This is a genomic window from Citrobacter sp. Igbk 17 (genome assembly GCF_028069775.1).
In the GTDB taxonomy this organism is placed as follows: domain Bacteria; phylum Pseudomonadota; class Gammaproteobacteria; order Enterobacterales; family Enterobacteriaceae; genus Citrobacter.
This window is the reverse complement of record NZ_JANEWI010000001.1, coordinates 217249-232206: the sequence shown is the minus strand read 5'-3', so window position 1 is coordinate 232206 and position 14958 is coordinate 217249. Positions and strand designations below refer to the sequence as shown.

The following is a 14958-nucleotide window of genomic DNA, read 5'->3' as shown; positions in this document are numbered from 1 at the left end:
AGGATGATGAAAAAGGATCAGATTCGTTTCTCTCAGCGTGTACTTAGTGGGGTATTGAGCGCTCTGTTAGCCACGCAGCCGCTGTTTCCGGCCATAGCTGCCACCATCACCCCTGCCGGCAATACGCAAATGGATAAAGCCGCCAACGGTGTTCCGGTAGTGAACATCGCTACGCCGAACGCGTCCGGAATTTCACACAACAAATATAACGACTACAACGTGGGAAAAGAGGGGCTGATTCTTAACAACGCCACCGGGCAATTAAATCAGACCCAGCTTGGCGGCATTATCCAGAACAACCCGAACCTGCGTTCAGGAAAAGAAGCGACAGGGATCATCAACGAAGTTACCGGGAGTAGCCGTTCACAACTCCAGGGCTATACCGAAGTGGCGGGGAAAGCTGCCAACGTCATGATCGCCAACCCTTATGGCATTACCTGTAACGGGTGCGGATTTATCAACACGCCTAACGTCACCCTGACTACCGGTAAACCGGTGCTGGATGCTAACGGGAATCTGCAGTCGCTGGATGTAAGTAAAGGCAGCATTACCATTGAAGGCAAAGGGCTGGATGGTAGTCAGGGCGATGCGGTGTCGATTATTGCCCGCGCCACGGAAATCAACGCGGCGCTGCATGCAAAAGATCTCAGTGTGATCGCTGGAACCAACCGCGTAACGACGAAGGGACAGGTGAGCCAACTACAAGGCGAAGGAGAAGCGCCAAAGGTGGCGGTGGATACCGGGGCGCTCGGCGGCATGTACGCCAATCGAATTCGTCTGGTTTCCAGTGAGAAAGGATTGGGGGTCAACCTCGGGAATCTGAATGCCCGTCAGGGTGATATCACGCTTGATGCGAATGGAAAACTAACCGTTAAGTCCAGCCTGGCCAGTGGGGCTATCTCCATGAAAGGGCAAGATATTGCGCTTTCTGGCGATCATAAAGCAGGGGGGAATGTATCCGTCGCCAGCCAGAGTGACATCGCCCTGAATGAAAGCGCACTGGTCAGTGATAAAACCCTGCTGCTGACTGCGCAAGGAAAGCTGGAGCAGAAGGGCGGCGCGCTTACTGCGGGTCAGGATATTGTGCTGACAGCCGGCGATATAGCCCAGCAGCGTGCGGCGCAAATGGATGCCGCCGGAAATGTTTCGCTGACCGGGCGCAATCATGTTGCCACGCAGGGAACGGTCACTGCCGGAAAACAGCTGAGAGTTAATGGTGATTCGCTGAGTAACAGCGGCCAATGGAGCGCGGGTGACGCCGCCCGTATTCAGGGCGGCAGCGTAACCAACAGCGGTGTGATGCAGGGGACATCGCTGGATATTGCCGCCACGCGTGATGTTAATCTTAGTGGTCAGCTCAATGCGGGAGATACGCTGACGATTAAAGGCCAGCGTATTTCTACAGCCACGGATGCTCAGGTGCAAAGCGGGAAGAATATCGCCTTGCAAGCCGAGACGGTAAGTCTGAACGGCACCCACGCGGCGAAAAATGACCTGACCGTGACGGCAAACACCCTCACCCATAACGGTAAATCGAGCGCCACGCAAATGAACCTGAACGTGGCGCAAACTACCACTCAAAACGGCACGCTGGTGGCAGACAGCCTCAGACTCGACAGTCAGCATATCGCCAACAGCGGTCTGCTGCAGGGTAACGCAGCGTTGAATCTGCAGACCGATAATCTGCAAAACCTGAGCGGCGGTACTATCTACAGCCTTGCCGCTCTGGTGCTGGACATTCCGTACCTGACTAACGACGGGATTATTGCTACCGATGGCGATCTGCGCCTTGGTGGTCTTCAGTTGATTAACGCAGGCGACATCCAGGCCGACACGCTTGAGCTGCAACTGCGCGACGCGATAAATAATTCCGGGCGTCTGCTCGCACATCAGAGTGCACAACTCTCGGCGCAAGCGCTGGAAAATAACGGCATGCTGGTGGCGAATACTATCACTCTCGACGGAAACACTGTTCAGAACGGTGGTCTGGTTCAGGGTAATGACAGCGCCTTGATTTCTGCGGGTACTCTGACGACGGAGACAACGGGGCAATGGTTAACCGGTAATGCGCTGACGGTGAATGCGGGTACGGTAGAACACGCCGGGGTGATGCAGGGTGATACCCTTACATTGACAGCCGATACGCTCAATAACAGCGGGGTGCTTAACGGCTTACGTGGCCTGGAAGGGACACTGACCGGGCAGTTGACCAATGTCGGGCAAATTCAAAGCGGCGGCGGGCTCTCGCTCACCGCAAACGACCTGACCAGCACCGGGCGTATCGTGGGGGATTCACTCACGCTTGCGGCAACGACGCTACGTAACAATGGCTTGTGGCAGGGGGCTAACGGACTGACTTTACGCAGCGATACGCTCAGCACGGACACAACGTCACTGACGCTGAGCGGCGGCGCGCTGACCGTTGATGTGGATACTCTGATCACGCAGGGCACGTTGCAGGGACAACAGGTCGCGGTGACGTCTGATGACTGGCGGCACGAGGGGGCGTTGGTCAGCCTTGGCGCACTGACGGCTGACATCAGTAACCGATTTACCCTGCCGGGCGAATTGATGAGTCAGGGAGCTCTGTCGTTAGCTGCACAGCAGTTGAAGAACGACGGAAACATCCTCAGTGAAAGTGACATTACGCTCAATGGTCAGCAATTTACAAACAGTGGGGTGGTACAGGGAAATACCCTGACGCTAAGCCAGGATCGTATTCATAACCAGGGCGTATTGATTGGCCTACAAAACCTGACGGTGGCAGCCCCGCAGCAGGAGCTGATGAATGCGGCGGGTGGGTCGCTACTGACCCAGGGAATGCTGAAAGTGACGTCCGGCGATGTGACCAACGCAGGAACGTGGCAGGGGCAATCGATTCTGCTCAATGCGCAGTCGCTGACTAACAGCGGAGCAATCCAAAGTGCGGATGCGTTACAGCTTATGCTCGTCAAAAATTTCACGTCTGCAGAGGGCAGCAAAGTCACCGCACTCGGTAATGCCACGCTCCAGGCGCTATCCCTGACGAATAACGGGCAATGGGCGGCGAGTCATTTGACGTTAAACGGCACCACGCTGGATAACGCCGGGGCGATCAGCGGGGTCAATGGCCTGACGTTAGCCATGAATGGTGAGGTCAACCAACAGGTGTCGGGTAGCATGCTCACCGGCGGCGCATTGGATCTCAATGCGGCATCGGTGGCTAACGCAGGCAGCATTCAGGGGACGACGCTAAGCATAACGTCCGGTGTGTTAACCAATAGCGGACGACTGCAGGGGGATAATGACGCCACGCTGGCGCTGAACGGTGAACTGACGAACCTGGCAGGGGGGGAAATTGTAAGCCGTCAGGGACTGGCGATCGCCACGCCCGTAATGTTTAACTACGGCTTCATTCAGAGCGGCGGCAACACACGTATTAACGCCACAACCCGCGCGCTGAACGAGGGGAAGCTGCTTTCCGGCGCCGAGTTGAGACTCGCCACGCCGCAGTATTCCGGCGCAGGCTGGTTACAGGCGACAAATCTCATTCTGAATGCGGCAACGGCCACCAACGACGGAAACTGGCTTGCCGACAGCGCAACGCTGACGGGGAGTCAGTTCACTAACCAGGGGACGACGCAGGCGGGACAACTAACACTCAATTACCAGCAGTTGACCAATAACGGTACGGTGTTAGGAACGTCTCAACTGACGGTTAATGCCGAACGCGTGAACCAGAATGCGGCTGGCAAACTGTTCAGCGGTGGCGATTTGACTCTCACTAGCCAGTCTCTGGAAGCGCTCGGGCAGGTGGTTGCGCTGGGTAATCTGACGCTGAAACTGGTGAATGCGTTCACCGCCAACAGCACGCTTGCTGCGGGCAACATCCTCACGATTAACAGCGAGGGCTCCATCGACAACCGCAACGTCATGCAGGGGCAGGCGGTCAACCTGACGGCAGGCGGGCAGTTGAGTAACAATGGGCAAATCACCACCGGCAGCGGTACGAGCAGCCTCAGCGGCAGCAACGTGGCGCTTAATGCCGCCGGAACGGTACAGGGTGGGGGTGACATCATGGTCACCAGTCACGGCAATATTACCGTAGACGGTTTTACCGGCACGCGCGGAACGCTCACGCTCAATACGCCGGGGGCAATCATCAACACGGCGCTGCTGTATGCGGCAAATAACATGGCGCTGTATGCCGACTCTATTACCAATCAGCGCGGCGATATTCTTGCGGGCAACAGCCTGTGGATGCAGAAGGATGCGGCGGGAAATGCCAACCGCGAGGTCATCAACACTTCCGGCACCATCGAGACGCAGGGCGGCGATATCACGATTAAAACTGGGTATCTGCTGAATCAGCGAGATGGGCTGGTGGTAAGCAAGGGTAACACTGAAGATCTGACACAACAGTATGCATGGCTGAATGAGGGATATGCCGACATTCCTCTGTCAGAGCTTACTCTGGGAATCGACTATGGCTATGTTGTTAGCGAATCCTGCAGCGGAGGCGGTAGCCCAGGGCACGGAGCTGCCCCCAGCTGTCGCGATATCGCAACACCCCGGGCGATGAAAAATAGCCCAGCAAAAGAGATCGCCATTTCACGTTCTACTCTTTCAGTCTCCGCAAACGGCGGTGCCGGGCGCATCAGTGCCGCGCGCGGGATGGTAATCCAGGCAGATCATCTGGAAAATAATGCCAGCACGTTGCTTGCGGGCGGGGATATGTCCCTTTCCGGTTCAACCCTGCAAAATCAGTCCTGGACTGACGGGACGATCACCCGTTATCGGACGTATGTTGCTGATCAATCAGGTTTTACCTGGGAGACCCCTGCCGCTTCGGTAGACGCGGATAGATATAATAGCGGCCCGATTCACTATATCGCTCAGGGTAATGACCGGGAGGAAACCTCTGGAGGAACGGCATACCGCGCTGTTATTCAGTCTGGTGGAACTGTTCTGGCTAATTTTTCGCAAGATATCAGTAATACCACAACCACTCCCAGTGCGGGTGGGGCGATAAACACCCTCGTTACCCCTACCCTGAACGCACTCAGTAACCAGACCATCGACGCTGGGGTGCAAAAGCAGACACTGGCAGATAGTGAAGCGGTTAGCGTTAATTCGCCGCAGTGGAACGATCAACTGCAAGATGCCCTGCAGCAGATTAACGGCGGTACGCTGGATGCCGGGAATGTCGCGGATACCACGCTGGACACGGTCTCTACCGATAAGAACAGCCAGATTAATCAGGAGAAAACGGTGGATACCAGTGAGTATCCATTGCCTTCTGGTCAACACGGTTACTTTGTTGTTTCCGACGATCCGCAAAGCCCGTACCTGATCAACATTAACCCCAAGCTCGATGGTTTGGGTCAGTTGGACCCGGCTCTGTTTGTCGAGTTGAACGCACTGCTGGGGATTACGCCTGGCGATGCCCCACGTGAAACCAACAGCGCCTATACCGATCAAAACCAGTTTCTGGGATCGGCGTATATGCTGGACCGTCTCAACCTGAACCCGGAATACGATTACCGTTTTCTTGGTGATGCGGCGTTCGATACCCGCTACGTCAGTAATGCGATGCTGAATCAGACAGGAAGCCGTTATATCAACGGTATAGGTTCTGATCTGGAACAAATGCGTTATCTGATGGACAGCGCCGCCGGCGCACAGCAGTCGCTGGGGCTGAAATTTGGCGTGGCCCTGACGGCGGAGCAAATTGCCTCTCTTGAGCAGAGCATGCTGTGGTGGGAAGCGGCGACCGTCAACGGTGAAACGGTGATGATACCGAAGCTCTATCTGTCGCCGAAGGATATCACCGTCAATAACGGGAGCGTCATCTCCGGAAATAACGTTCAGCTGGCAGGCGGTACTATCACTAACACCGGCAGTACGTTGCTGGCGAATAACACCCTGACCCTCGACAGCCAGAACAGCATTAACAATCTCAACAATGGCCTGATGCAGGCCGGGGGCGACCTCGACCTGAGCGCTATTGGTGATATCAATAACATCAGCGCGGCTATTAGCGGAAAAACGGTTCAGTTGACAAGTCTCGACGGCAGCATCAATAACCTGACGCAGGTGGAGCAGATTGACATCAATGCGTGGGATAAATACGGCAATGTGAGTTTTAAAGACACGCTGCTGGGCACGACGGCGTCGATTACCGCACAGGATGGGCTGTCGCTATCGGCAGGCACAAATATCACCGTCACGGGCGCAACGCTTTCGGCGGGCGATTCACTGCAGATGAATGCTGCGGGAGATATTGCGGTGAATGCGAATCACATTAACGATGCGCAGAGCCATGCCGGACGCTGGACTGACGAGACCAGCCGTTCATCACAGGGCTGGCAGGGAAGCAGCATCAGCGCGGGAGGGGACCTTGGCATCAATGCCGGGAATAATCTCAACCTGACGGCAAGCGACGTGAACGCTGGCGGTAGTGCGGTGCTGACTGCGGGTAACGATCTCAACCTGAATGCGGCCAGCACGCGTGAGAACAGCCGCGACGGGGGCAGCGAATCACACCGTTCCGGGCTGGATCGCACCACTATTTCTGCGGGCGATAACCTGGTCCTGATCGCGGGTCAGGATATTAACGCCCACGCGGCGGGCCTGGCGGCGGAAAATGATGTGGGTCTGCAGGCCGGACGTGATGTCAATTTGCTGGCCGAGGCCACGGCTGAAGGCGACAGTTACCACGCGAAGAAAAAAACCATCATCAATGAGTCCGTGCGCCAGCAGGGTACGGAAGTTGCCAGCGGTGGCGACACGGTCATTATAGCCGGACGCGATGTGAATGCGCAGGCAACCGATGTGATTGCTCAGGGAGATATCGGCGTAGCGGTGGGCCGGGATGTGAATCTCATTACGGCGACGGAAAGTGACTACCACTACGAAGAAACCACCAAAACCAAAAAAGGATTCCTCAATAAAAAGACCACCCACACGATTGAGGAAGACAGCGCCACGCGTGAAAAAGGCGCGTTGCTGAGCGGTGACAATGTGACTGTAGCTGCCGGGAACAGCATTCTGGTACAGGGCTCTGCCGTCGTCGGTGATGGTGATGTGGCGCTCGGTGCCGGAAACAACGTCGACATTATTGCCGCAACCAATACCGATACCTCTTGGCGGTTTAAAGAAACGAAAAAAAGCGGCGTGATGGGAACGGGCGGGATCGGTTTTTCCATCGGCAGCAGTAAAACCACGCATGATTTACGCGAGCAGGGCACCACCCAGAGCGAGAGCTTCAGCACGGTCGGGTCAACCGGCGGCAACGTCAGCATTTCCGCCGGTCAGCAGGTGCATATCGGCGGTGCGGATATCATCGCACAGAAAGATATTGCTATGCTCGGCGACAGCGTGGTGATTGAGCCAGGACATGATAAACGTACCCGCGATGAGACGTTTGAGCAGAAGAGCAGCGGCCTGACGGTGGCGCTGTCGGGGGCTGCAGGCAGCGCAGTAAACAGCGCAGTGCAGACTTCGCAGGATGCGAAGGGGGAGAGCGATGATCGTCTGGCGACACTGCAGGCCACCAAAGCGGTGCTTTCTGGCGCGCAGGCGGTGCAGGCGGCAGCGGTTGCCCGGGCCAGCGACAAAGCGGACAGCGGGCTGGGTATCAGCGTCTCGCTGACGTCGCAGAGCGCCAAATCTGAGCAACATGTTCAGACGGATACCGTGACGGGCAGTACCCTGAGTGCCGGTAATAATCTGATTATCGCTGCGACGGGCAGCGGCCAGAGCGGCAACAGCGGCGATATCCTGATCGGTGGCAGCCAGATAAAGGCGGGTGGTGACACCACGCTGGTGGCGGCGAACGATATTGTGCTGAGCGGTGCGGCAAACACTCAACAGACGACGGGCACAAACAGCAGCAGCGGGGGCGGGGTGGGCGTCGGTATCGGCGTCAACGCTGACAGTTACGGCATCAGCGTCTTCGCCAACGTCAACGGCGCAAAAGGCAGTGAAAAGGGTAACGGCACGGCGTGGACGGAGACCACGCTGGACAGCGGCGGTACGGTTTCGCTGGTCAGCGGGCGTGACGCCATCCTGAACGGGGCGCAGGTCAGCGGTGACCGCGTGGTGGCGGATATCGGTGGCGACCTGTGGATGAGCAGTGCCCAGGACAGCAATGACTACCGGTCGAAGCAGAGCAGCGCAGCGGCCGGGGGCAGCTTTACCTACGGCAGCATGTCCGGCTCAGGTTATATCAGCGCCAGCCAGGACCAGATGAAGAGCGACTACGCCTCGGTGCAGGAGCAGACGGGTCTGTTTGCCGACGACGGTGGATTTGACGTAACAGTGGGCGGGCACACGCAGCTGGACGGCGCGGTAATCGCCTCGACGGCGACGGCGGATAAAAACAGCCTGGACACCGGAACGCTGGGTTTCAGGGATATTCATAACGAAGCGGACTTTACGGTCAGTCATGCGGGAGCTGGCATGAGCGCTGGCACCGGAGACACGGGCGGCGGGTTCAAAGGCAACATGCCGGTCGGGATGGTCACGGTCGGGGGCAACAGCGGTCATGCGGACGGGACGACGCAGGCGGCGGTAGCGGACGGGACAATAACGGTTCGCGACGCGGCGAATCAGCAGCAGGATGTGGCGGGTCTGAGCCGTGACACAGAGCATGCGAACGACAGCATCAGCCCGATTTTTGACAAAGAGAAAGAGCAGAAACGGCTGCAGGAAGTGAGCCTCATCGGGGATATCGGCAGCCAGGCGGCGGATATCGCGCGGACGCAGGGGGAGCTGAATGCGCTGGAGGAAGCACGGAAGGTTTACCCGGATAAAACGGTGGAAGAGCTGAAAGAGACGCAGACCTGGCGTGATGCACAGGCGGAATATGGTACGGGGAGTGATTTTCAGCGTGGAATTCAGGCAGCGACGGCAGCGCTTCAGGGGCTGGTGGGCGGAGATGCCGGCGCGGCGCTGGCGGGGACATCGGCCCCGTACCTGGCGAATATAATTGGTCATGATTTGGGATTAAGCGATGAAGCGGCGCTGATAGCGCATGCGATACTGGGTGGCGCGGCAGCGGCGATGCAGGGAAACAGCGCGGCGGCGGGAGCGGCAGGGGCTGTCTCAGGCGAGCTGGCGGCAAAAGCGATAATGGAGGCGATGTATCCGGGTAAGCGGGTCAGTGAGCTGAGCGAAGCGGAAAAGCAGACCATCAGCATGCTGGCAAGTCTCTCAGCGGGAATGGCAGGCGCTCTGGCGGGAGACAGCTCATCATCAGCAGCAGCGGGTGCGCAGGCCGGGAAGAATGCGGCGGAGAATAACCTGATGGGCGGGAGTGAGGATGCGCAGGCTGCCTGGATACGCCAGCACGGCATCGATATGGCGACCTGTTCCGACAATCCGAGTGGGGCCGCATGTCAGAAAGCGATAAATGAGCGTGATGCGGTAGGGCTGGCGCTTGCAACAGGTACAGTGGCTCTGCTTCCTGGCAGTGCTCAGGCGATGTGGGGACTGGGCGCGGGGGCAAATGCAGGAATTGGCTACCTGGCGGATGGCACTATAGACCCGGCAAACGTAGCTATTGCGGGCTGGGTGAATGTGTTCAGTATGGGGAATGGCCTGGTGGGTACTGTTGGCTGGAATGCGGCAGGTGGTGCATTTGGTAACTGGATAGATGACAAAGATCCGCTGTCTGGGGCGATTATTAATGGTGCCGGTTCTGGTATCGGTTATGGCATTGGTAAAGGACTTTCATGGGGTGTTAATGCCGGAGCAAACTGGTGGAAAGGTGGCTGGGATCCGAAATTTAACCCGACACTTCAGAAGTATACTGAAGTAAAAGGTGATTTTGGGATTTCTAAGGAAATTACACCAAGCCAAATTCCCGGCATTGCTGGTGATGTAGCCGCTTCTTTCGCATCGGAATATGAGAGTAAAAGAATTGAATCCCATATTCAGGGAGAAAAAAATGAGTAATCGGCAGACAAGTTTAACTGATTTATCGGTTATTTTTTTGATCGCATTTTTATCAATTATCCTTTCTTTTCTTTGTATAGATATCCTTTTCTCTATTTTTGAGTGGATAGTTACAGGAAAGTTGAACATTACATGGAATAGTGTAAGCCGTGTTTTATTCATGGGGTGTGTGATTGGCTCATTTATCGGTGTTGGATGTGTTATAGCCCGGTGTTTAGGATTAAAAGGGTTTTAATAGCTGTTTGTTGCCAAGAATAACCTGATGGGCGGGAGCGAGGATGCGCAGGCAGCATGGATACGGCAGCATGGGATAGATATGGCGAGCTGTTCTGATAATCCTGGAGGGGCCGCCTGTCAGAAAGCGATAAATGAGCGTGATGCGGTAGGGCTGGCGCTGGCAACAAGTACAGTGACTCTGCTTCCTGGCTGTGCCCGGGCGATGTGGGGACTGGGCACGGGGGCAAATGCAGGAATTGGCTACCTGGCGGATGGCACTATAGACCCGGCAAACGTAGCTATTGCGGGCTGGGTGAATGTGTTCAGTATGGGGAATCGAGTGGTGGGAACTGTAGGCTGGAATGCGGCAGGTGGTGCATTTGGTAACTGGATAGATGACAAAGACCCGCTGTCTGGGGCGATTATTAATGGTGCTGGTTCTGGTATCGGTTATGGCATTGGTAAAGGACTTTCATGGGGTGTTAATGCAGGGGCAAACTGGTGGAAAGGTGGCTGGGATCCGAAATTTAACCCGACACTTCAGAAGTATACTGAAGTAAAAGGTGATTTTGGGATTTCGAAGGAAATATCCCCTAGCCGTGTTCCTGGTGCTTTTGGTGATTTTGGCGGCTCATTCTTCTCTGAAATAACAGGTAAAGGTATAGAAAAACGTACGGGCTCTGCGGGAGAGGGAGATAAATGATTAATGTTCTCTTTTTTATCTTCTCTGTAGTTGCGGGGATTATCATGGCTGAACTGGCTTATTTGTCATTACTTATTATTGATTATGTCATCCGGGGTAGCTTCAGTTTTTCTTTGCCCGAAGCCCTGCATAATCTAAAAGTAGGTGGCGGCGGTGGCTTTATTATTGGCGTTGGGATCGTTCTATGTCGTCTTTTTAAGATCAAAGGATTTTAATCGCGGAGAATAATACGCTGAGTGTTGCTCAAAACAAGTCCTGTGCTCAGAAAATGACTCAGTGCCCGGGCAATGTGGCTTGAGAAATTACGCCTCGGTGCAGGAGCAGACGGGTCTGTTTGCTGGCGACGGTGGATTTGACGTAACAAACGGTGGAAGAGCTGAAAGAGACGCAGACCTGGCGTGATGCACAGGCGGAATATGGTACGGGGAGTGATTTCCAGCGTGGAATTCAGGCAGCGACGGCAGCGCTTCAGGGGCTGGCGGGCGGAGATGCCGGCGCGGCGCTGGCGGGGACATCGGCCCCGTACCTGGCGAATATTATTGGTCATGATTTGGGATTAAGCGATGAAGCGGCGCTGATAGCGCATGCGATACTGGGTGGCGCGGTAGCGGGTGCGCAGGCCGGGAAGAATGCGGCGGAGAATAACCTGATGGGCGGGAGTGAGGATGCGCAGGCAGCATGGATACGTCAGCATGGGATAGATATGGCGAGTTGTTCTGATAACCCTGGTGGAGCCGTCTGTCAGAAAGCAATGAATGAACGTGATGCGGTAGGGCTGGTGCTGGCAACAGGTACAGTGGCTCTGCTTCCTGGCAGTGCTCAGGCGATGTGGGGACTGGCGCGGGGGCAAACGCAGGAATTGGCTACCTGGCGGAGGGCACTATAGACCCGGCAAACGTAGTCATTGTTGGCTTAGTGCATGAACGGTAGGCTGGAATGCAGCGGGGAGTTTGGTTAGCCTCTATTCGAAAGGGGACGGTGGCGAGTCACTGCCTGATGCGCTGCGCTTATCAGGCCTACGGGGTGAATCTTTATTTGCTTGCGTTAAATTAGCGGTAAATCGCTAAATCATGTAGCACACCAGGAAAGGTTTTTAACTATAGGGTCACTTTATGTTTATTAAGGCATCTTCGTACTGCGGTTAAAATAAAAACTTTCTTCATTACACTTTTATTTCACTAAAATTATTATACCGAACTGAATAAAATAAATGCGAAGCGGCTTCAGAAATATATTGGTTAAATGCAACATATTGCAACCAATAAAACAGATCGCGAACCATGAAATAACAATGCTATCATTCACCCCAGACGCGGCAGGCAACTGCTGGCACACGCATTTACCCCGGAGCACCTGATGAACAACGACATTCCGCTAAAATATTATGATATCGCCGATGAGTACGCGACCGAGGCCGCAAAGCCGGTGAGCGATGACGAACGCGATGCGCTGGCGCACTACTTCCAGCAACTGATCACCCGTTTGATGAACAACGAAGAGATCAGCGAAGACGCGCAGCAGGAGATGGCAACGGTGGCCGGCGTCGACGCACAGCGTATTGATGATATCGCGGAGTTTCTCAATCGCTGGGGTAACGAGTAGCCAAAGACGGGGCCTGTGTTTTACACTGCGCGCAAATTGAGTAGGTATACTCTACGAGTATTCGGTTTAATCAGGCGGAAACAGCAATGAACGGAACAATCACAACGTGGTTTAAAGATAAAGGCTTTGGATTTATCAAAGATGAAAACGGCGACAACCGCTATTTTCATGTGATTAAGGTTGCTAATCCTGAGCTGATCAAGAAAGACGCGGCGGTGACTTTTGAACCCACCACCAACAACAAAGGCCTGTCTGCCTATGCGGTGAAAGTCATACCCGACAGCAAGTACATCTATATCGCGGGCGAGCGCCTGAAGCTCACAGCGATCAAGTCTTACCTGGTGTACAGCGAAGAAGTACCGGTTGAAACCCGTATCGATAAAGAAAACGCGGTGCTGTCTGTCGGCGTGCTGATGAACAGCATCCGACCGAAATCAGACGTGAAGCCAGGCGAAATGCGCACACTGAAAAAGCTGGCGATCACAACCTTCCAGGGCACGACGCTGATCTTCTCGGAAGATGAAATTGACATCGACGAGACGGTGAAACTGCTGAAAGTCTGACGTCCTTCAGAGTGAATGAATGCCGAAACGCTGCGCTTTTCAAAAGCAGTGTTTCGGTTTTTTTTGCATTCAGTCAGACTGGGCAGGTATGTGGACGCAAAAGTGGCTTTGTGTCAGAAGAAAATGTGAGCGTTTTATATAAAAAGTGAACGCGGGACTATGCCGGGGTTATTACTTTTGATTCTCTTGTCTTATCTATTATTGCTGCGACTCCATTATTAAAAATAAAAACAGAAGCACCAGAATAAAATTTTGGAATAACTTATCCATAATGTTAATTATTGATGAAATTAAAGTAACACTCCGTAAGGTTTGGATGTTTTTATTTCTCATAGACGAGAATTTACATATGGTGATATAATATGGCGGGAAAAACAGGCAGGTTATTAACCTGCCTGTTATGTAAATAAATTTTCGAGGAGACTATTCCAGTGGGACGTAAATGGGCCAATATTGTTGGTAAAAAAACGGCTAAAGACGGTGCAACGTCTAAAGTATATTCAAAATTCGGTGTGGAAATCTATGCTGCGGCTAAACAAGGTGAACCAGACCCAGAATTAAACACAGCTTTAAAATTCGTTATTGAACGTGCGAAACAAGCCCAGGTTCCAAAGCATGTTATTGATAAAGCTATTGATAAAGCCAAAGGTGGCGGCGGCGAAACGTTCTTGCAAGGACGTTATGAAGGCTTTGGTCCAAGTGGTTCCATGATTATCGCTGAAACCCTGACTTCAAACGTTAACCGCACGATTGCTAATATTCGCTCAATCTTCAATAAAAAAGGCGGGAATATCGGGGCGGCAGGTTCTGTCAGCTACATGTTTGATAATACAGGTGTGATCGTATTTAAAGGCACTGACCCTGACCATATTTTTGAAATTTTGCTTGAAGCTGAAGTTGATGTTCGTGATGTCACCGAAGAAGAAGGCAACATCATTATTTACACTGAATCTACAGACCTCCATAAAGGAATTGCAGCCCTCAAAGCAGCGGGGATTACTGAATTCTCAACCACAGAATTAGAAATGATAGCTCAATCAGAAATTGAACTTTCACCAGAAGATTTAGAAATCTTTGAAGGACTTGTTGATGCCCTTGAAGATGATGATGATGTTCAAAAAGTATATCATAACGTTGCAAATCTCTAATTATAAATTAAAGAAATCTGTCATTATGGCAGATTTTATAAATTGTAAGTTTGTTATAATCAACATGTCTGATAAGATGTGTTGATTGTAAAAAAATAGATAAAGTACTATCGCTAAAAGAAACGCATTAGTTGAAATTTCTGGCCTTGGCTATCTGATGATAGATAGCGAAGGAGTTCCTGAAAATTCAGGTTTTCAATGCTGAGACGTATTATCTTGAGTAAGGACAGTGCTGATATGAATATTATTGAAAGTGGTATTCGTGACGTAAAACAAGGTAAAAATGTCACAATAGTCATGCCTGTGAATCTTTATGAATGCGACCTGGGCCATGATGTGTTTGTCGGACCATTTGTTGAGATACAAAAGGGATGCGTCATAGGCGATAGAACTAAAGTGCAGTCCCATACTTTCATCTGTGAGAACGTTACCTTAGGCGAGGACTGCTTTATAGGGCATGGCGTGACCTTTGCTAACGATCTTTTCAAGAGCGGAAGTCCTGACGCTTCTGCAAAAAGCTGGATTAATATTGTATTAGGCAATGCAGTAACGGTGGGGAGTGGAGCCACAATTTTAACAACGGAAATTTGCAGTGGTGCGGTGATTGGTGCCGGTAGTGTGGTGACAAAGCCCGTGCTGGTAAAAGGCGTGTATGCTGGCAATCCGGCCAGACTTTTGCGAAAGCTTTAGGTATTACCTTTGCTATCGCGAACCCCAATTTATGTTCTTCCCAGACCGTTCATGTCGACCCCGCTTGTTCGCAGACATGGCGATTATTCTTGCTGTT

General features: G+C 53.2%; 7 protein-coding genes and 2 pseudogenes. All 9 read left to right on the top strand.

Annotated features, from left to right (window positions below):
* Positions 1-6 precede the first annotated feature (6 nt).
* The 9 genes and pseudogenes from NNO08_RS01040 to NNO08_RS01000 all read left to right on the top strand — a co-directional run bounded on the left by NNO08_RS01040 (position 7) and on the right by NNO08_RS01000 (position 14861).
* Entirely contained in the window at positions 7-9939 is a 9933-nt protein-coding gene (locus tag NNO08_RS01040; protein ID WP_271456010.1) for a hemagglutinin repeat-containing protein, read from the top strand.
* Positions 9932-10174 (top strand): hypothetical protein, encoded by a 243-nt coding sequence (locus NNO08_RS01035; RefSeq protein WP_271449933.1) that lies wholly within the window; start codon positions 9932-9934, stop codon positions 10172-10174. Before NNO08_RS01040 ends, NNO08_RS01035 begins: the two co-directional genes overlap by 8 nt.
* Before the next feature lie 15 nt (positions 10175-10189).
* Positions 10190-10858: pseudogene (locus NNO08_RS01030) on the top strand (VENN motif pre-toxin domain-containing protein); the annotation flags it as partial.
* A complete protein-coding gene (locus NNO08_RS01025) occupies positions 10855-11073 on the top strand; it encodes a hypothetical protein (protein WP_271455988.1) in 219 nt (72 codons plus the stop codon). The pseudogene NNO08_RS01030 and the gene NNO08_RS01025, both read left to right, overlap by 4 nt.
* Positions 11074-11252: 179 nt before the next feature.
* Positions 11253-11805, top strand: a pseudogene (locus NNO08_RS01020) (VENN motif pre-toxin domain-containing protein); the annotation flags it as partial.
* A gap of 409 nt (positions 11806-12214) precedes the next feature.
* Positions 12215-12460 carry a YmjA family protein gene (locus NNO08_RS01015; RefSeq protein ID WP_271449927.1) on the top strand — a complete coding sequence of 82 codons (246 nt, stop codon included), beginning with the start codon at positions 12215-12217 and terminating at the stop codon, positions 12458-12460.
* Positions 12461-12546: 86 nt separating this feature from the next.
* The gene (locus tag NNO08_RS01010; RefSeq protein ID WP_048212495.1) at positions 12547-13023 is read left to right on the top strand and encodes a cold-shock protein; all 477 of its coding nucleotides are present in this window, start codon (positions 12547-12549) and stop codon (positions 13021-13023) included.
* 431 nt (positions 13024-13454) lie between these two features.
* Positions 13455-14171: a YebC/PmpR family DNA-binding transcriptional regulator gene (locus tag NNO08_RS01005; protein WP_271441860.1), complete on the top strand. Its 717-nt coding sequence runs from the start codon at positions 13455-13457 to the stop codon at positions 14169-14171.
* 237 nt (positions 14172-14408) lie between these two features.
* Entirely contained in the window at positions 14409-14861 is a 453-nt protein-coding gene (locus tag NNO08_RS01000; protein ID WP_271442649.1) for an acyltransferase, read from the top strand.
* The last annotated feature ends 97 nt before the right edge of the window (positions 14862-14958 follow it).

Excerpts from the sequence above, each read along its gene's own strand:
- NNO08_RS01040 (WP_271456010.1), top strand. The coding sequence starts at position 7 with ATGAAAAAGGATCAGATTCGTTTCTCTCAGCGTGTACTTAGTGGGGTA.
- NNO08_RS01035 (WP_271449933.1), top strand. The coding sequence starts at position 9,932 with ATGAGTAATCGGCAGACAAGTTTAACTGATTTATCGGTTATTTTTTTG.
- NNO08_RS01025 (WP_271455988.1), top strand. The coding sequence starts at position 10,855 with ATGATTAATGTTCTCTTTTTTATCTTCTCTGTAGTTGCGGGGATTATC.
- NNO08_RS01015 (WP_271449927.1), top strand. The coding sequence starts at position 12,215 with ATGAACAACGACATTCCGCTAAAATATTATGATATCGCCGATGAGTAC.
- NNO08_RS01010 (WP_048212495.1), top strand. The coding sequence starts at position 12,547 with ATGAACGGAACAATCACAACGTGGTTTAAAGATAAAGGCTTTGGATTT.
- NNO08_RS01000 (WP_271442649.1), top strand. The coding sequence starts at position 14,409 with ATGAATATTATTGAAAGTGGTATTCGTGACGTAAAACAAGGTAAAAAT.